The 16,387-nt window shown below is 69.3% G+C and carries 14 protein-coding genes; 6 read left to right on the top strand and 8 right to left on the bottom strand.

Going from position 1 to position 16,387, the window contains the following annotated elements; translation table 11 throughout:
* The first annotated feature begins 129 nt into the window (after positions 1 to 129).
* Both OOZ19_RS13675 and OOZ19_RS13670 read left to right on the top strand, forming a co-directional pair.
* Complete coding sequence (locus OOZ19_RS13675; protein WP_266090465.1) at positions 130 to 1,494, top strand: aminotransferase-like domain-containing protein; 1,365 nt, start codon at positions 130 to 132, stop codon at positions 1,492 to 1,494.
* 81 nt (positions 1,495 to 1,575) lie between these two features.
* Entirely contained in the window at positions 1,576 to 2,526 is a 951-nt protein-coding gene (locus tag OOZ19_RS13670) for a D-alanine--D-alanine ligase family protein (RefSeq protein WP_266090464.1), read from the top strand.
* Positions 2,527 to 2,870: 344 nt separating this feature from the next.
* On the opposite strand, the gene OOZ19_RS13665 is transcribed toward OOZ19_RS13670, so the two are convergent.
* The 8 genes from OOZ19_RS13665 to rpmH form a co-directional block, all read right to left on the bottom strand.
* Positions 2,871 to 3,896, bottom strand: a complete 1,026-nt coding sequence (locus OOZ19_RS13665; protein ID WP_266090463.1) for a ParB/RepB/Spo0J family partition protein — start codon at positions 3,894 to 3,896, stop codon at positions 2,871 to 2,873.
* Entirely contained in the window at positions 3,893 to 4,750 is an 858-nt protein-coding gene (locus OOZ19_RS13660) for a ParA family protein (RefSeq protein ID WP_246457118.1), read from the bottom strand. Before OOZ19_RS13660 ends, OOZ19_RS13665 begins: the two co-directional genes overlap by 4 nt.
* A gap of 143 nt (positions 4,751 to 4,893) precedes the next feature.
* Entirely contained in the window at positions 4,894 to 5,604 is a 711-nt protein-coding gene (gene rsmG / locus OOZ19_RS13655; protein WP_266090462.1) for a 16S rRNA (guanine(527)-N(7))-methyltransferase RsmG, read from the bottom strand.
* A 497-nt stretch (positions 5,605 to 6,101) separates the two neighbouring features.
* On the bottom strand, positions 6,102 to 6,650 hold the full coding sequence (locus tag OOZ19_RS13650) for a Jag family protein (protein WP_266090461.1): 549 nt from the start codon (positions 6,648 to 6,650) through the stop codon (positions 6,102 to 6,104).
* Between the two features lie 34 nt (positions 6,651 to 6,684).
* A complete protein-coding gene (gene yidC, locus OOZ19_RS13645) occupies positions 6,685 to 7,734 on the bottom strand; it encodes a membrane protein insertase YidC (RefSeq protein ID WP_266090460.1) in 1,050 nt (349 codons plus the stop codon).
* Positions 7,734 to 8,057, bottom strand: a complete 324-nt coding sequence (gene yidD / locus OOZ19_RS13640; protein ID WP_266090459.1) for a membrane protein insertion efficiency factor YidD — start codon at positions 8,055 to 8,057, stop codon at positions 7,734 to 7,736. Before yidD ends, yidC begins: the two co-directional genes overlap by 1 nt.
* A gap of 15 nt (positions 8,058 to 8,072) precedes the next feature.
* A complete protein-coding gene (locus tag OOZ19_RS13635; protein ID WP_416309433.1) occupies positions 8,073 to 8,276 on the bottom strand; it encodes a ribonuclease P protein component in 204 nt (67 codons plus the stop codon).
* A 436-nt stretch (positions 8,277 to 8,712) separates the two neighbouring features.
* Positions 8,713 to 8,856, bottom strand: coding sequence for a 50S ribosomal protein L34 (gene rpmH / locus OOZ19_RS13625; protein ID WP_184484001.1), 144 nt, complete (start codon positions 8,854 to 8,856; stop codon positions 8,713 to 8,715).
* A gap of 591 nt (positions 8,857 to 9,447) precedes the next feature.
* Here rpmH and dnaA point away from each other — a divergent pair.
* The 4 genes from dnaA to recF all read left to right on the top strand — a co-directional run bounded on the left by dnaA (position 9,448) and on the right by recF (position 16,308).
* The gene (dnaA, locus tag OOZ19_RS13620; RefSeq protein WP_323055134.1) at positions 9,448 to 11,307 is read left to right on the top strand and encodes a chromosomal replication initiator protein DnaA; all 1,860 of its coding nucleotides are present in this window, start codon (positions 9,448 to 9,450) and stop codon (positions 11,305 to 11,307) included.
* 1,557 nt (positions 11,308 to 12,864) lie between these two features.
* Positions 12,865 to 13,989 carry a DNA polymerase III subunit beta gene (gene dnaN, locus OOZ19_RS13615; protein WP_184483997.1) on the top strand — a complete coding sequence of 375 codons (1,125 nt, stop codon included), beginning with the start codon at positions 12,865 to 12,867 and terminating at the stop codon, positions 13,987 to 13,989.
* Position 13,990: 1 nt separating this feature from the next.
* The gene (gene gnd, locus OOZ19_RS13610; RefSeq protein WP_323055133.1) at positions 13,991 to 14,986 is read left to right on the top strand and encodes a phosphogluconate dehydrogenase (NAD(+)-dependent, decarboxylating); all 996 of its coding nucleotides are present in this window, start codon (positions 13,991 to 13,993) and stop codon (positions 14,984 to 14,986) included.
* A 146-nt stretch (positions 14,987 to 15,132) separates the two neighbouring features.
* Positions 15,133 to 16,308, top strand: coding sequence for a DNA replication/repair protein RecF (gene recF / locus OOZ19_RS13605; RefSeq protein ID WP_266090457.1), 1,176 nt, complete (start codon positions 15,133 to 15,135; stop codon positions 16,306 to 16,308).
* The last annotated feature ends 79 nt before the right edge of the window (positions 16,309 to 16,387 follow it).

Genomic DNA, 16,387 nt, shown 5'->3' with positions numbered 1-16,387 from the left:
CGGTTTGTGCGAGGCGCCCGTTACACAAACCACCGGCGGACGCGATAGCACAGATAGACTCGCGCGAACGTCACCTAGCGGTAACAGGAGACGATCACTACAGCGCACACCCGATCCACGGAGCGCGGAATGTCCGAGAACGGCAGCAACCCGACCGATCCGCAGCAGCCCGGCCCCCAGCAGGAGGCAGCGGTGCAGCAGGCGGGAGCGGCGCGCAACCTCGACGCGCACCGCGACCGGTACGCCCAGCGCACCGCAGGCATGACCGCATCGGAGATCCGGGCACTGTTCGCCGTGGCGAGCCGCCCCGAGGTCGTGTCGCTCGCCGGCGGCATGCCGAACCTCGCCGCGCTGCCGCTGGACTCGCTGGCCACCGAGGTCTCCCGGCTGATCTCCATCGACGGCCAGGCCGCGCTGCAGTACGGCTCCGCGCATGGCGTTCCGGAGCTGCGCGAGCAGATCTGCGAGATCATGGCCATGGAAGGCATCACCGGGCATCCCGACGACGTGATGGTCACCGTCGGCTCCCAGATGGCGCTGGACATGGTCACGCGGCTGTTCTGCGACCCGGGCGACGTCGTCCTCGCCGAAGGCCCCTCCTACGTCGGCGCGCTCGGCTCCTTCAACGCCTACCAGGCGAAGGTCGTGCACGTCGCGATGGACGACGACGGGCTGCAGCCGGAAGCGCTGCGGCACGCGATCTCCGAGGTCACCAGCCGCGGCGAGCGGATCAAGTTCCTCTACACCATCCCGAACTTCCACAACCCCGGCGGCGTCACGCTCGCCGTGCAGCGCCGCGCCGAGATCCTGGAGATCTGCCGCCGCCACGACATCCTCGTGCTGGAGGACAACCCGTACGGGCTGCTCGGCTTCGACGGCCAGACCTACCCGGCACTGCGCAGCCTGGACCCGGACAACGTGGTCTACCTCGGTTCGTTCTCCAAGACCTTTGCCTCCGGCCTGCGCGTCGGCTGGGTCCTCGCCCCGCACGCGGTGCGCGAGAAGCTGGTGCTCGCCGCGGAATCGGCGACGCTGTGCCCGCCCACGCTGAACCAGATGATCGTGTCCCGCTACCTGAGCACGCACGACTGGAAGGGCCAGATCAAGACCTTCCGCGAGCAGTACCGGGAACGCCGCGACGCGATGCTCAGCGCGCTGGAGCAGCACATGCCGGAAGGCTGCAGCTGGACCAAGCCCGACGGCGGGTTCTACGTGTGGTTCACCGCTCCGGAAGGCGTGGACACCAAGGCGATGCTGCCGCGGGCCGTGACCCAGCGGGTCGCCTACGCCTCCGGAACCGGCTTCTACGCGGATGCGCTGGGCTCGCGGCAGATGCGGCTGTCCTACTGCTATCCGACGCCGGAGCGCCTCCGCGAGGGCGTCCGCAGGCTCGCCAACACGCTCACCGACGAGATGGAACTGGTGCGGACCTTCGGCAGCGTGCCGCAGCGCTCGGTCTCCGGCCCCGAAGCTCCCTCTCCGGACACGGCGTAACCTCGTTCCTGCCGCACGATTCGATCGGTCCACTGCGCACCTGGTGCGCAGTGGACTCTTACTTTCAGGGGTGTTCGACCAATGTCCGATCGTTGGGTCGCCGTGCTGTCCGGTGGGTTGTCGCACGAGCGCGAGGTGTCGCTGCGCTCCGGACGCCGGCTGTCCACCGCGCTGCGCTCCGTCGGCATGACCGTGGGGGAGTGGGACGCCGACTCCCGGCTGGTCACGCGAATCCAGGAAGAGCGGCCGGACGCCGTGATCATCGCGCTGCACGGCGGCGAGGGTGAGAACGGCGCCGTGCAGTCCGTGCTGGACATGCTCGGCGTTCCGTACGTCGGCACCGACCAACACGCTTGCCGTCGCGCTTGGGACAAGCCGACCGCGAAGGCCGAGCTCGCCCGCGCCGGCCTGAGCACCCCGGACTGGGTCGTGCTGCCGCACGCCACGTTCCGCGAGCTCGGCGCCCAGGCGGTGCTGGACGCATTGGTCGGCAAGCTGGGCCTGCCGCTGATGCTCAAGCCGGATCAGGGCGGCTCGGCACTGGGCGCGCGAGTGGTCCGGGAAGCCTCGGAGCTGCCGTCGGCGATGGTGGGCGCGCTGGCCTACGGCGACACCGTGCTCGTCGAGCAGTTCGTCGAGGGCGTCGAGGTGGCCGTGAGCGTAGTGGACACCGCGGACGGCCCGGAGGCGCTTCCCGCAGTGCGCATCGAAGCGGCCGACGGCGTGTACGACTACACGGCTCGCTACACCGCCGGGCTCACCAGTTACGAAGCACCGGCCGACCTGGCGCCCGAAGTCGCGGGTCGGGCGGGGGAGTTGGCGGTCGCGGCGCACAAGTTGCTCGGGCTGCGCGATGTGTCCCGAACCGACGCGATCATCGATCAGCACGGGGTGCCGCACTTCCTGGAGGTGAACGTGTCGCCCGGCCTGACTGAGACCTCGTTGTTCCCAATGGCCGTGGAGGCCGCGAACCGTTCGCTCGGCGAGGTGTTCGCCGGTCTCGTCGAGAAGGCGATCAACCGCGGGCACTGATCCGCTCGCGCCACCGGAACGTCCGGCGCCGCGTTTCACGTGAAACAACGCAATAGGGGAGTGGCGACCACCGGGTCGACCGGAGCCACTCCGGAGCAAGCCGCCGATGTCTCGTCGCATCGGCGGCTCTTCTTTGTTCACTCTCACCGCTGAGCCGATCTCGGCTACCGGTGAGTGGTCGGACTCGGCGACGAGTCTCGTCGGCATGATCGGCGACCGACCCACGAGGTTCCGTGGCGATTCGCTTGCACTGAAAACCCGTTGGGGTCCGATGCCGATCTAAGTTGCGGATTCCGGCATATCGCCCAAAATATCGACCGTCACCGTGACGAAAGACCCCGGTGTCATCCTTCGTGGATCTCGCGGAGCTTTTCGGCCTCTCCGGGCAACAACAACTCGGCAAGCCGCTCCAAGTCGTCCACCGAGCCGAACTCCACGACGATCCGGCCCTTCCGCTTCCCCAGATCCACTTTGACCTTCGTGTCGAAGCGATCCGACAGCTTCTCCGCCAACCCCTGAAGGCCGGGGGACTGCAGCTGCTTGCGCGGAGCCGACTTCTCCTTCGCCGGGCCCTCGCTCTTCTTGAGGGTCACCGCCTCCTCGGTCGCCCGCACCGACAGTCCCTCGGCGACGATTCGCGAAGCCAACTCCTCCTGGTCCCCCGACTCGTCCAAGGCGAGCAGCGCGCGAGCATGCCCCGCCGACAACACCCCGGCGGCGACCCGCCGCTGCACCGGCATCGGCAGCCGCAGCAGGCGGATCGTGTTCGTGATGACCGGACGGCTCCGGCCGATGCGCTCGGCCAGCTCGTCGTGCGTCACGTCGAACTCGTCCAGCAGCTGCTGGTACGCCGCCGCTTCCTCCAGCGGGTTCAGCTGAACGCGGTGGATGTTCTCCAGCAGCGCGTCCCGCAGCAACGCATCGTCCTGGGTCTCCCGGACGATCGCCGGAATGAACTCCAGGCCGGCACGCTGCGAAGCGCGCCACCGCCGCTCACCCATGATGAGCTCGAACTGATCCGGCTCGACCTCACGCACCACGATCGGCTGCATCAGCCCGAACTCGCGGATGGAGTGCTCCAGCTCGGCCAGCGCCTCCTCGTCGAAGACCTGCCGCGGCTGCCGGGGGTTCGGCGTGATCGACGCGGTCACGACCTCCCGGTACGTCGCGCCCGCCACCGTTCCGCCGCCCGTTTCACGTGAAACCGGCTCCGGCGCGCTCGCACCGTCCCCCGAGATGGGGGAGGAGGGTGGCGTGAAGCCGGCCCCGCGAACGGCGACTCCGGTGGAAGAACCGCCGTCTTCGGCAGGAGGACCGCTCGGAATCAGCGCCGCGAGACCGCGCCCCAAACCACCCTTGCGTTCGGTCATGCCGTCTTCCTCTCCACACCCCGCTCGGCGATCTCCTTCGCCGCATCCAGGTAGCTCATCGAACCCCGCGAACCGGGATCGTAATTCAGCACCGTCTTCCCGAAGCCCGGCGCCTCGGAGATCTTCACGCTGCGCGGAATGACCGTCCGCAGCGTCAGCTCACCGAAGTGCCCGCGGACCTCGTTGGTCACCTGATCCGCCAGCTTGGTGCGACCGTCGTACATCGTCAGCAGAATCGTCGAGACCCACAGCGCCGGGTTCAGGTGCGCCTGCACCAGCTCGATGTTGCGGAGCAGCTGCCCGAGACCTTCCAGCGCGTAGTACTCGCACTGGATCGGGATCAGCACCTCGTGCGCGGCGACCATCGCGTTCACCGTGAGCAGGCCGAGCGACGGCGGGCAGTCGATGAAGACGTAGTCGGGGGCGATCTGCTCGATCGCGTCGGACTTGAGCGCTTCCTTGAGGCGTCCTTCCCGCGCGACCATCGACACCAGCTCGATCTCGGAGCCGGCCAGGTCGAGCGTCGCCGGGACGCAGTAGAGGTTCGGCGACTCGGTGCTCACCGCCGCCGCGTCCGCGATGCTGATCTCGCCGAGCAGCACCTCGTACACCGAGGGGACGCCGGACCGGTGGTCCACGCCGAGCGCGGTGCTCGCGTTCCCCTGCGGGTCCAGGTCGATCACGAGCACCTTCAGTCCCTGCACCGCCAGCCCGGCGGCGAGGTTCACCGTGCTCGTCGTCTTACCGACGCCGCCCTTCTGGTTGGCGACCGTGAGGATCCGCCGCCGGTCCGGGCGGGGCAGCTGCATCGTCTCGGGGTGCAGCACGCGGGTCGCTCGCTGAGCTTCTTCCATGATCGGAGTCCAGCCCACGCCATCCGCGGGGAATGCTTCATTCGCCTGCTGAACGCGCTCTTCCGCTCCCGAAGGAAAACGCATGGAACCCATCACGCGCCCCTTCGTTTCACGTGAAACACGATCCGCTCCGTTCGACTCCGTCACCGTCCACGATCCTTCCTCGCTCTACGGCCGCCGTCACGACGCCGACCGGGCGCTTTCTGGGACACCCGCTCCACGACGACGACCGTCGTCGGTACATCGAGCACTTCATCGCCACACGACTTCACTTCACCGGGGCTGCCACCGGCCGCTCGAATCGCGGCCGCGTCGCGTTCCAGTTCTTCCGCAGCGGTGGATCCCTTCAACGCGAGCAGCCGCCCGCCGGGACGCAGCAGGGGAAGGCACCACGCGGTGAGGCGCTCCATCGGTGCCACGGCCCGAGCGGTGACCACGTCCTGATCGGCGAGCCGATCACGCACCGGGCCTTCCTCGGCACGCCCACGCACCACCTCTACGGAGAGATCCAGTTCCTCGACGACTTCCCGCAGCCATGCCACTCGTCGAGCCATCGGCTCCAGCAGAACCAGCTCGATATCGGGGCGAGCGATCGCCAGCGGGATGCCCGGCAACCCTGCCCCTGAGCCTACGTCCACGACACGGCAATTCGGTGGCAGCAACTCCGCGAGTACCGCAGAGTTCAACAGATGGCGGTCCCACAGTCGGTCAAGTTCGCGTGGGCCGATCAATCCGCGTCGCACACCTTGCTCGGCGAGCATCGCGGCGAACCGCTCCGCTCCCGGAAGACGATCGCCGAAGACCGCTTGAGCGGTCGCCGGAACCGGGATCGGATCACCTTCTGCTGCGATCACAGTCTTCCATCCTGTTCTCGTTGTTTCACGTGGAACGGGGCGCGTCCACCAAGTCGGTACGGAGTTGTTTCACGTGGAACGGGCTCGACGGGCGGCGCTCGGGTTTCACGTGAAACACGGACCGGATCAGGGGGCCCGCGCGACGTCCTTCATCATCTCAGCCCGAAGTCGCTCTTGCTCTCGCGCCTGGTTTCACGTGAAACGCGCGCGGCGGGAGATCTGCGGTTTCACGTGGAACGAGCTTCGGCCGGGAGCCGGCGCTGTTTCACGTGAAACCCGCAACGTTCAGGGCGATCGGGGAGTCAGGACGCGGAACGAGCCGGGGGAGCGGGGTGGCCCGAAGTCGACTCGGCGACCGGGCGCCGGCAGCAGCCGCGCTCCGGCGGCGGGCCGAACGAACAACGACCGGCCGGGGGCTGCGGACAAGAAGACGCCCGGCCGGGAGATCCCGGCCGGGCGTCCGATCAAGCATCCGCGTCGCCACGCGGGGAGTGGAATCAGCTGGACTTGAACACGACGACCTTGCGGCTCGGCTCTTCGCCTTCGCTCTCGCTGTGCACTCCGTCCACCGCCGCGACCGCGTCGTGGATGATCTTCCGCTCGAACGGGGTCATCGGGCGCAGCCGCGCCTCGGTGCCCGACTCCAGCACCTCTTCGGCCGTGGTGCGCCCGAGCGTGCTGAGCTCCTCGCGGCGACCCGCGCGCCACCCGGCGACGTCCAGCATGAGCCGGCTGCGCACCCCGGTGTCCTGCTGCACCGCGAGCCGGGTCAGCTCCTGCAGGGCCTCCAGGACCTGACCGCGCGAGCCGACCAGCTTCTCCAGATCGCCGCCGCCCTCGATGCTCACCACCGCGCGGCCCGCCTCGACGTCGAGATCGATGTCGCCGTCGTAGTCCAGCAGGTCGAGCAGCCGCTCCAGGTAGTCACCGGCCACGTCGCCCTCTTGGACGAGCAGGGTCTCGGTATTGCTGCGCTCCTGGTCGGCGTTCGGCGTGGACTCCGCCGACTCCTCGACCTTGGTCGGTTCCTGCACGGTTTCAGACACTGGGCGTCTCCTCTCCAGGGGTACGCGACGTCGATCAGCGGGACTCGCCTGGCCGGTTGTCGCGGGAACGGTCTTCGAGCACCCCGGGAGCATCACCGGGCTGGTCTGTGGTGGCGGCCGGCCGCACGGGGGAGGCGTCGTCGGCCTCCTCGTCGCGGGCTGGTTCGTCCGGCTCCGCAGTCGCGGGCGTCGCATCGATCGCCGGAGCGGGAGCGGCCTCCGAGGCGGAGGCCGCGGTGGTCGACGCCTCCGGGGCGGTCGTGGTGACCGCGGTCCCGTCGATCACGATCGCCGTAGCGGCGGACTCGGCTTCCTCGCGGTCGATGCGGGTGTAGACGATCCGCTGCTGGGCCAAGGTCCAGAAGTTGTTGGCGAGCCAGTACAGCAGGATCGCCAGCGGCAGGAACGGGCCACCGATGATGGCGAACATCGGGAAGACCCACAGCACCATGCGATTCATGATCTCGGTCTGCGGGTTCTGCGCCGCTTCGGGAGTCTGGCGCTGCACCGAGTGCCGCGAGGTGAAGTGGGTGGCGATCGCCGCCGCGATCATCAGCGGCACGCCGACGACCAACATCGACGTCCGGTCCGTGCCGAAGGCCGCGAGCACGTCGGGGGCCTGGCTGATGGTGTTCGACAGCTTCGCCCCGAACAGGTCGGCGGACACGAAGGAGGCGACTTCCTCCTTGCCGAACACGAAGTTCGAGTCCGCGCCGGGACGGAACCCGTTGAGCACGTGGAACAGACCGATGAAGACCGGCACCTGCACCAGCATCGGCAGGCAACCGGAGATCGGGTTGAACCCCTGCTCCTGCTGGAGCTTCTGCATCTCCTGCGCGAGCCGCTGCTTGTCGTGGCCGTACTTCTCCTGCAGGGAGCGGACCTGCGGGGCGAACTCCTGCATCTTCTTCATCGACCGCACCTGGTGCACGAACGGCTTGAACAGCAACGCTCGCAAGGTGAAGACGAGGAACACCACCGACAGCGCCCAGGCGTACCCGCTGGCGGGGTCGAGGACGAAGCCGAAGATCTCGTGCCAGAACCAGAGGATCGCCGAGACCGGGTAGTAGATGAAGTCGAGCACTAGTCCTCCGCGGGGGATCGGGGCGCTTCGCCCGGTTCGGCCGCCGATCGCCCGGCGCGGTCCCGCCGAGGTGGGACGAAGTCGAGGCCGCCGGGGTGCCATGGGCCGCAGCGCAACAACCGCCGCGCGGTGAGCCAACTGCCGTAGAGCGCTCCGTGCACAGTCAGCGCTTCGACCGCGTAGGCGCTGCAGCTCGGGTAGAACCGGCAGGTCGGCGGGAGCAGCGGCGAGATGATCTTTCGGTACACGTGCACCGGGCCCAGCAGCAGCCAGGCGGCCGGACTCGGCCGTGCTGGTCCGCCGTGGTCATGCGTTTCCGACATCCGGGGCCTCCGCCGCTATCTGGAACCCGCCACCGGACCGCCGGGCTGCGCCACGCGCAATTTGCGCAGCGCCGCATCAAGATCCGATCCGAGATCACGGCTCGGTGCGTTCGCAGCCGGAGGGAGTGCGCGCACCACCACCAGTGTGCCAGCGGGCAGCAGTGGAAGGCGGTCACGCATCAGATGCCGGAGTCGCCGGGTCACCCGATGCCGCAGCACCGCGTTGCCCACGGCTTTGCTCACGACAAAACCCACGCGGGCCGGTTCGCCGGTATCCCGAGTGGGTTCGATGTCCGAGGTCGGCCGCGAGTTCTCCGCGGACGACGCCGCTGGTTCCGCACCAGGACCGCCCGAGGCGGGCAGCGCGTGCGCGACCTCGGCGGTACGCCCCGGAGCAGGCTCCGGACGCACCGCTCGGCCGGAGTCGCCCACCGCCGAATCCCGGCGATCGCGATCCGGTCCGATCGACGCTGCGCCGACCTCCGGACGTGCAGAACCGGCCACGGCGCCCCGGACCTCGGTCCGAGCCGCCGCGTTCGGTGTCAGCAGGTGCACCACCAGCCGGGCACGACCCGCACGGCGGCCACGACGGACCGCCAGGCGAAACTCCTGGCTAGTGGTCAGCCGGGCGGCCGCGGGTAGCACTGACCGGTAATCAGGCGGTCAGCGAGCTGCGGCCCCTGCGGCGACGCGCGGACACGATGGCGCGACCGGCGCGGGTACGCATGCGAAGCCGGAACCCGTGCTTGCGGGAACGGCGACGGTTGTTCGGCTGGAAGGTGCGCTTGCCCTTGCTCACGGTGGATCTCCCCGTTACTTCAGGCCCGTTGAAACAGGCACGTGCTCGGCCCGATGGCTCGGTCAAGATGTCCCCGCCCGCCGTAGCGGCCATCGTGTCGAGCTCACCCCCGTTGAACGAGGGGAGTCTGCACGCGGTGACACCGGGTGGTGCCCCGCGCACTGTGCTCGGAGATCTGGCGAAATCCAAGCGCGGCGACATTCCCGCTCGTGCGGCGGGGGACTGCACGAGGCTACGCCGCCTGCTCCGATGCCCGGTCACCGGGGTGCTCAGCCGGGCCCCGGAGGCCTGCGAGCACCCGCCTTGTGAGGTGATCTCGGCCTTGTTAGGTTGTCCCTCCTGCGAGGCGCGCCCGGCGGTGTGGGAGCCGTCGGCACCGAGCGTCACCTGGATCGCAGCCGCGGCGGGGCCCCAGGGGGGATGTCCGAGGTTCGCTGCCGTACCTTCATGCACAGTTGTGGATAACTCTGTGGATACCTGTCCCGGGCGTTCGCGGAGCCAGTTCATCATCACCCCGCGCCGGCAGCACCGCACTGGCAACAGGTGTGGGAGTCACGGTGCGGGTCACGTGCCGGCGAGGGGAGCGCAGGGGTGTCCGACCACCAATCCGAGCTTGGTCGGGTCTGGGACGAGGTCGTGCTGGAGTTGTCCTCCGGCACGCTGTCGCCGCAACAACGCGCCTGGATGCGCGTGACCCGGCCGATCGGCCTACTGGATGGTACGGCATTGCTGGCCGCTCCCAGTGACTTCGCGAAGGAAGCGATCGAGCGGGCGCTGCGCGACCCGATCACCGATGCGCTCTCGCGCCGGCTGGGCCGGGAGGTCTCGCTCGCGGTCAAGGTCGACACCGCGGTGCCCGCGCCGACCCGTCCCCTGGCCGCGCCGGAAGCACGCCCCGACACCCCGGCCCGCACCGGATCCGAGCCCGCGGCCGAGCGGCCCGCCGGATTCGGCATCGCCTACGACTCCTCGCCGTACATCGCGAGCGGCCCCACCGCCTACTCCGCGCAGTCCCGCCGTCCGGAGGCGTTCGGCAGCTCCGCGCAGAGCGGTTCGATCAGCGGTTCGCTTCCCGCGAAGCAGGTCGGCACGCAGTACGCCTCGGAACCGCAGTACGCGCCGGAGCCGAAGTACAGCCCGGAACCGTCCTACGCGCCGGAATCCCAGTACTCGGCCGAGCCGCAGTACTCCTCCGAAGGCCGGGCCGAGCCGGAGCGCTACGCCGAGCAGTGGCCGACGGCGCAGGACCCCGTCGCCGAGCAGGACGAGGACGAGGTGGAGGAGGAGTCCGCCGACCAGGAGGACTCCACGCCGACTGAGGCGAACGTGTGGCCGACCTTCGGCCGCGGCCAGCACGCCGAGCAGCATCCACCGGGCCAGCCGTTCACCGCGCCGAAGCACGCGCCGCCGACCTCGCAGACCCGGTTGAACGCGAAGTACACCTTCGACACCTTCGTCATCGGCGCCTCGAACCGGTTCGCCCACGCGGCGGCGGTGGCGGCGGCGGAAGCACCGGCCCGCGCCTACAACCCGCTGTTCATCTGGGGCGAGTCCGGGCTGGGAAAGACCCACCTGCTGCACGCCGTGGGGCACTACACCCAGCGGCTGTTCCCCGGGATGCGCGTGCGGTACGTGTCCACGGAGGAGTTCACCAACGACTTCATCAACTCGCTGCGCGACGACCGGCAGGTGGCGTTCCAGCGCCGCTACCGCGACGTGGACGTGCTGCTGGTCGATGACATCCAGTTCTTGGAGGGCAAGGAAGGAACTCAGGAGGAGTTCTTCCACACCTTCAACACGCTGCACAACTCGAACAAGCAGATCGTGGTGTCCTCCGACCGGCCGCCGAAGGGGCTGCGCACGCTGGAGGACCGGCTGCGGACGCGGTTCGAGTGGGGGCTGATCACCGACATCCAGCCGCCCGAGTTGGAGACGCGCATCGCGATCCTGCGCAAGAAGGCCGCGCAGGACCGGATGGCGGCGCCGGCCGAGGTGCTGGAGTTCATCGCCGCCCGGATCGAGCGCAACATCCGCGAGCTGGAAGGGGCGCTGATCCGGGTCACGGCATTCGCGTCGTTGAACCGGCAGCCGGTGGACGTGCAGCTCGCGGAGATCGTGCTGCGAGACCTGATCCCCGATTCGCAGACCCCGGAGATCACCGCGCCGACCATCATGGCCGTGATCGCGGAGTACTTCGCGGTCACCATCGACGATCTGTGCGGTCCGGGCAAGACGAAGGCGCTGGCGCAGGCCCGGCAGATCGCGATGTACCTGTGCCGGGAGCTGACCGATTCGTCGCTGCCGAAGATCGGGCAGAGCTTCGGCGGCCGGGACCACACGACGGTGATGCACGCGGACAAGAAGATCCGCAAGGAGATGGCCGAGCGCCGCCGGGTTTACGACCAGGTGCAGGAGCTGACCTCCCGGATCAAGCAGCAGTCGCGCGGCTGAGCGGTCGTCGAGCGTCCCGTCCGGCGGCGGGTGCGGTCTCTCCGGCGGCCTCGTTCGCGGGTCCCGATGGTTCGAGCCGCAGCCGATTCGCCACCGTCATTCCAGCTCAGGAGCCTTTCACGCGGTGGCTGAGCGGGTCGGCGGCACTTCCGGAGAAGCACTGAGCGGCACGCGCCAGTGGTATCACTGAGTCGCTGCACGTCACTGCATCGAGCCGTTGGGCACCTGCCTCAGTCCTCCAGCGCCCGTGTCGAACGGTGCTCGTAGCGCTCGGGCAGCCGGTGCTGATGTTCATGGCCGCCGCGCGGGCGGCCTAGCCGCCGGGGCGTCCTCCCGGCCGGAACCGCTGAATCTTTCTGCCGTGGGACCCGGCCGCGACCGGGCCGCCTCAGCAGAAAGTTCGTCGCCGTCCTCCGCGGGTCCGCGCCCCGGCACCGGGCGGCGTCCGCTCGCGGCACCACGCCGGGACCTCCCCGTGCGACCACGGGCGCCGCACCTTTCTGTTGGACCCGCGAAGCCGCTCCACCCCGCTCCGGGAGAAAGATTCAGCCGCCGACCGGGTCCGAACGACCGCTCAGCGGTCCCCGCGCGGCCACCAGCAGCCGGTGCACGCCTGTGGAGAACCCGAAAATCGGCACGCTCCGCGCACATCTGGACGCACAGCGCACGCAGCACGCCGGGTCGAGCGCCCGATCCTCGTCTAGGGGCGTTCGCGGGCACCGACTTTTCTGCACAGGCGAAGTGGTCTTGCCCTCACCCCTCGCCAGAAAAGCCGCGATGTGGCCGACTTGTCCACAGCTCGGCTGTCCCCAGGTCTGAGCTGGAGTTTTCCCCAATCCATGCACACCCTGTGCACAACGATCCCCGACCTGCCCACAGGCCATCCCCCGGTTGGCCACAGGAAACCCACAGATCTGCCCACAACCCGATCGGTGGAGGTGCCCGAAACACCGGTTCATCCGCAGAGGCTGGGTACAACTCGGGGGTCAGCTGTGGATGGAGGTGTGGACAACATGGGCTCGATGTGGACAACCTCGGATCGGTCAAAAGTTGTCCACGACCCGTTCAGACCATCCACCGGTTACCCCCAGTCCCCATCCACAGCTGACCGGGTGCTTTGAGCAGCCAAAACAAGGGTTATCCCCACAACCCACAACCCTTACTACTACTGCTCTCTTTTCTTTTCTTTTGAATGAAGAAAAAAAGAAGAGAGAGGGGCGGTGGACAAGTGGACAACTTCGCCTCGACGGCCAGAACCGAGCGCTTCGAGAGCCTGGACCCGGATGCGGCGATCACGCCGAACGCTCTACGGTGGGACTCCCGCGATGGTCGTCCGAAGCGGAGCCCCGAGCTCCCGGCCATCTCGTGGGACGAGTTCCGAAGCGCCTCGAACCAGGTGCCGCCCGCCTCAGGTGGCCCGCACCCCGAGCGACGTCGCGGAGCTCCGACCTCCGAAAGCCCCGCACGCAGCAACAGCACTCCCGGAGCTGGCCGCCCCCACGGCGCCAGCAGCGTTCTCCCCGGCAGCCGGCCTCGGCCGAAACCGAAAGGACATCGATGAAGATCCGCGTGGAACGTGACGGTCTTGCCGACGCCGTCGCCTGGGTCGCGCGCAGCCTGCCGTCGCGGCCACCGGTCCCGGTGCTGGGCGGGGTGCTGCTGGACGCGAGCTCCGGCGAAGCGCTGACCATCTCCGGCTTCGACTACGAGGTCTCCGCCCAGGTCACGACCGAGGCCTCCATCGACTCCACCGGCAAGACGCTGGTCTCCGGGCGGTTGCTGGCCGACATCACCAAGTCGCTGCCGAACCGGCCCGTCGAGATCACCGTCGACGGTTCCCGCGTGACGATCACCTGCGGCAGCTCCCGGTTCAGCCTCCCGACCATGCCGGTCGAGGACTACCCGGAACTGCCCGCGATGCCGGAACGGGCCGGCGCGGTCCCCGGCGATCTGTTCTCCGCCGCCGTGGCCCAGGTCGCGGTCGCGGCCGGCCGGGACGACACGTTGCCGATGCTCACCGGCGTCCGCATGGAGATCAACGCCGACCGGCTCACCATGGTCGCCACCGACCGGTTCCGGCTCGCGATGCGCGAGTTCACCTGGGAGCCGGACGAGTCGATCAACGACACCGCGATCCTCGTCCCGGCCAAGACCCTGGCCGAGTCCGCCAAGACCCTCGGCGGCTCCGGCGCGAAGGTCGAGATCTCGCTCGCCTCCGGCGACGGCCTGCTCGGGCTGTCCGGGACGACCCGCCGCAACACGACCCGGCTGCTGGACGCGGAGTTCCCCAAGTACCGCCAGCTGCTGCCGTCCGAGACCGCCGCGACCGCGATCATCGACGTGGCCCCGCTCGTCGAGGCGATCAAGCGCGTGTCGCTGGTCGCCGAGCGCGGCACCCAGGTGCGGCTGGAGTTCTCCGACTCCGGACTGCGCCTCACCGCCGGTGGCGACGACGAGGGCAGCGCCGAAGAGGAGCTCCCGGTGGAGCTCGCCGGTGAGCCGCTGACCATCGCGTTCAACCCGACGTACCTGCTCGACGGCCTGGGAGCGCTCAAGACCGACCGCGCCCAGATGCTGTTCACCACATCCAACCGCCCCGCGTTGCTCAAACCGGTCGGGGAGGATGGTGAGGTGGTCGAGGGCTACCTCTACCTGCTGATGCCGGTGCGCCTGCCGGGCTGAGGTGGTCCCGGCGTCCGCCGCGATCCGCGCGGGCGTCGATCACGTGCGACACCGGGTCGCGCCGGAACGGCAGGCTCGGGCAACAACCAGTCTCGAAGGGGAAGATCCGGTGCAACTGGGACTTGTGGGTCTCGGCCGAATGGGCTTCAACATGCGCGAGCGGCTGCGGGCCGCCGGGCACGAGGTCGTCGGCTACGACCGGAACCAAGAGGTCAGCGACGTGGCCTCGATCGCCGACCTGGTGGACGGGCTGCCCGGCCCGCGCATCGTGTGGATCATGGTTCCGCACGGTGAACCGACCAAGCAGACCATCGCCGCCCTCGCCGAGGTCCTCTCCGAGGGAGACCTGGTGATCGAGGGCGGCAACTCCAGGTTCACCGAGGACCAGGCGAACGCGGCCCTGCTCGCCGAGCACGGCGTGAAGTACGTCGACGTCGGCGTGTCCGGCGGGGTGTGGGGCGCGACGAACGGCTACGGGCTGATGGCCGGCGGCGACGCCGCGGACGTCGAGCGCGCGCTGCCGATCTTCGACGCGCTGCGCCCGGAGGGTCCGCGCGAGGAGGGCTTCGCGCACGCGGGCCCGGTCGGCGCCGGGCACTACGCGAAGATGGTGCACAACGGCATCGAGTACGGCCTGATGCAGGCCTACGCCGAGGGCTTCGAACTGCTGGCTGCCTCCGATGTGGTCACCGACGTGCCCGCGACGATCAAGGCGTGGAGCCGCGGCACCGTGGTCCGCTCCTGGCTGCTGGACCTGCTGGTGCGCGCGGTGGACGAGGACCCGGAGCTGCAGAAGCTGCGCGGGTACGTCTCGGACTCCGGCGAGGGCCGCTGGACGGTGGAGGAGTCGGTGCGCAACGCCGTGCCGACCCCGGTGATGACGGCCGCGCTCTACGCACGGTTCGCCTCCCGGCAGGACGACTCGCCCGCGATGAAGGCCGTCGCCGCGCTGCGCAACCAGTTCGGCGGGCACGCGGTGGAGACCAACGAGGGCTGAGTCGCCGAGTCGCCATGTCGACACGGTGACATGTCGGTGAGGTGATCCCGAGCGGGTCACCTCACCACGTGCCCGGCCGGGGGTTCCTCGGCTGCGGCCGGTTCCGCGCGCGTCCCGCTCGTGCGACCCGATCCGGTGGGAGCGCTTTGTACGTCCGACATCTGCAAGTGACCGACTTCCGCTCGTGGCCGCAGGCCGACCTGACCTTCGAACCGGGGCCGACCGTGCTGGTCGGTTCCAACGGTCAGGGCAAGACGAACCTGGTCGAGGCACTGGGCTACGTCGCCACCCTCGGGTCGCACCGCGTGTCGAGCGATGCGCCGCTGGTGCGCTACGGCTCGCAGCGGGCGTTCGTGCGGGCCGCGGTGATCAACGACGGCCGGGAGCTGCTGGTCGACCTGGAGATCACGCCGGGCAAGGCGAACCGCGCGCGGATCAACCGCGGGGCGCCCGGCAAGCCGCGCGACGTGCTGGGCATCCTGCGCACGGTGCTGTTCGCGCCGGAGGACCTCGCGGTGGTGCGCGGTGATCCGGGGGAGCGGCGCCGGTTCCTGGACGAGCTGCTGGTGTCGAGGTCGCCGCGGTACGCGGGGGTGCGCTCCGACTACGAGCGGGTGTTGCGGCAGCGCAGCGCGCTGTTGAAGTCGGCGGGCGGCGCGCGCCGCGGCGGTCAGGCGCCGGACCTGCGGACCTTGGAGGTCTGGGACGGCCACCTCGCGAAGCACGGCGCGGACCTGCTGGCGGCGCGGCTCGACCTGGTCGCCGACATCGCACCGCACGTGACCAGCGCTTATGCCAGCGTCGCCGAGACGGGCACGGACAGCGCTCCTGCCGGGCGGGTCGCGGACCTGCGGTACCGCAGCAGCCTCGGCGACTCGCTTCCCGAGGGGTACGGCGTGCCGATGGGGCCGCGGGCCGACCGGGCCGCGCTGGAGTCCGCGCTGGTCGTGGAGCTGGAGCGGGTGCGCGGCCAGGAGCTGGAGCGGGGCGTGTCCCTGGTCGGACCGCACCGCGACGACCTGGACCTGGTGCTCGGCGAGCTGCCGGCGAAGGGCTACGCGAGTCACGGCGAATCGTGGTCGTTCGTGCTGGCGTTGCGGCTGGCTTCGTACCACCTGCTCGCCGAAGATGGCGCGGAACCGGTCTTGATCCTCGACGACGTGTTCGCGGAGCTGGACCGGCGGCGGCGTTCACGGCTGGCCGAGCTGGTCGCGGGCGCCGAGCAGGTGCTGGTGACCGCCGCGGTGGGGGAGGACGTGCCCGCCGAGCTCGCTGGTACCCGCTTCGACGTTCGGGACGGGGAGGTCAGCCGTGTCGAGTGACGGGTCGGCGGGCCCTCGGCCTGGCGAAACACGCAGGGTGAGTGGGCTCTCCCCGAAGTTACCCACAACTGGGGATAAG

It is taken from the genome of Saccharopolyspora sp. NFXS83, from assembly GCF_026241095.1.
Lineage (GTDB): Bacteria > Actinomycetota > Actinomycetes > Mycobacteriales > Pseudonocardiaceae > Saccharopolyspora_C.
Note: the sequence above shows the minus strand (reverse complement) of the source record. Positions and strands in the feature narration are given on the sequence as shown.

Coding starts and splice junctions, on each gene's coding strand:
- OOZ19_RS13675 (WP_266090465.1), top strand. CDS start 130: ATGTCCGAGAACGGCAGCAACCCGACCGATCCGCAGCAGCCCGGCCCC.
- OOZ19_RS13660 (WP_246457118.1), bottom strand. CDS start 4,750: ATGGAAGAAGCTCAGCGAGCGACCCGCGTGCTGCACCCCGAGACGATG.
- dnaN (WP_184483997.1), top strand. CDS start 12,865: ATGAAGATCCGCGTGGAACGTGACGGTCTTGCCGACGCCGTCGCCTGG.
- OOZ19_RS13670 (WP_266090464.1), top strand. CDS start 1,576: ATGTCCGATCGTTGGGTCGCCGTGCTGTCCGGTGGGTTGTCGCACGAG.
- OOZ19_RS13665 (WP_266090463.1), bottom strand. CDS start 3,896: ATGACCGAACGCAAGGGTGGTTTGGGGCGCGGTCTCGCGGCGCTGATT.
- yidD (WP_266090459.1), bottom strand. CDS start 8,057: ATGTCGGAAACGCATGACCACGGCGGACCAGCACGGCCGAGTCCGGCC.